Origin of the sequence: Endozoicomonas sp. ONNA2, from assembly GCF_024606365.1 — a bacterium.
In the GTDB taxonomy this organism is placed as follows: Bacteria; Pseudomonadota; Gammaproteobacteria; order Pseudomonadales; family Endozoicomonadaceae; genus Endozoicomonas.
Map to the genome: position 1 here is coordinate 1 of NZ_JAHHPO010000057.1, position 1,327 is coordinate 1,327.

Here is a 1,327-nt window from a genome sequence, read left to right on the forward strand (position 1 = left end):
TACTTGCATAATACAATTCTCTGTAGACATAATAATTGCCTGGACCCTGAAGTTAGCAATAAGCTTCATCATTTCCAGTGGTCGCTGTTTCGGTGCCGGGCGACTCGGTGTAGTCCGTTGGCCAGGAGGCTGAGAATAGCGCCCGACTGGGCGTCCCCGTAGCGAGGACGGGCACAATTCCCGGACAGCCTCCTTGCCCCGATATTTCACAAACGTGCTCCTTATCTCGCTTGTCCTTTGCCGCTCTGATTATGAAATACCCGGGCTGGCATGAAATATCTTCTGATCACATAAAATTAATTATTTGATCAAAAGCAGGTCGATTAATGGGCCCCATTTTCAATAAGGAGTTGCTGGCACGCGGTGTGACCTTTCAAGGTAGCCAGGTCGAGAGCCGTTTTGCCATTTTCATCCCTGGCTTCGGCCAGGGAGGGGTCAATGGCCAGAAATATCCGGATGGACTCTGTGTGGCCTTGACGAGCAGCCAGGTGAAGCGCCGTTTTGCCATCAGCCCTCCTTTCTGCAGCCAGGGAGGGGGCGAAGTCGAGCAATGCCTGAATGGTCTTGTTGTGGCCCAGACGAGCAGCTATATGCAGAGCCGTCTCGCCATTGTTAATCCTCCTGTCATTGTCAGTTCGCTCTGTGGCCAGGGAGGGATATATGGTCAGTAAAAATTGGATGATCCCTGTGCGGCCTTGAAGGGCAGCTACGTGGAGTGCCGTTGCGCCATCCTTGTCCTTCTCTGTGGCCAGGGAGGGAACCATGGTCAACAATGCCCGGATGATCCGTGTGTGGCCTTTACGAACAGCTATGTGGAGAGCCGTTTTGCCATCCTTATCCTTATCTTTGGCCCGGTAGGGGTCAGTAGCCAGCAATTCCCGAATGATCTCTATGTAGTGGTTATTAACACTCAAGCTGACAGCAGCCAAGTGAAGAGCCGTATCGCCATTATAATCCTTCTCTTGGGCCAGGGAGGGCTCAATGTCCAGCAATGCCCGGATGGCCTCTGCGCAGTAGCCCTGATTAACCGCCATGTGGAGAGCCGTTTTGCCATCATTCCGCCTTTCTGTGGCCAGGGAGGGGGCATAGGTCAGCAATGTCCGGATGGTGGTCCCTGTTTGGCTATTAGCTGGAAGAGCAGCCAAGTGGAGAGCCGTCATGCCATTGTTATCCTTCTCTTTGACCAAAGAAGGCTCAATGTCCAGCAATACCACGACGGCCCCTGTTTGGCTCTCAAGTACCGCCGAGTGGAGAGCCGTTCTGCCATCTTCATCCTTGTCTTTCGCCAGGGAGGGGTCAGTGGCCAGTAATGCCCGGATGGCCCCTG

1 protein-coding gene is annotated in these 1,327 nt (G+C 53.6%); it reads right to left on the reverse strand.

What is annotated here, in order from left to right; all coding sequences use genetic code 11:
- Window positions 1–323 precede the first annotated feature (323 nt).
- Window positions 324–1,327: ankyrin repeat domain-containing protein (locus KDK14_RS00860; RefSeq protein WP_257263124.1), on the reverse strand; the 1,004-nt coding region annotated here is incomplete at its 5' end.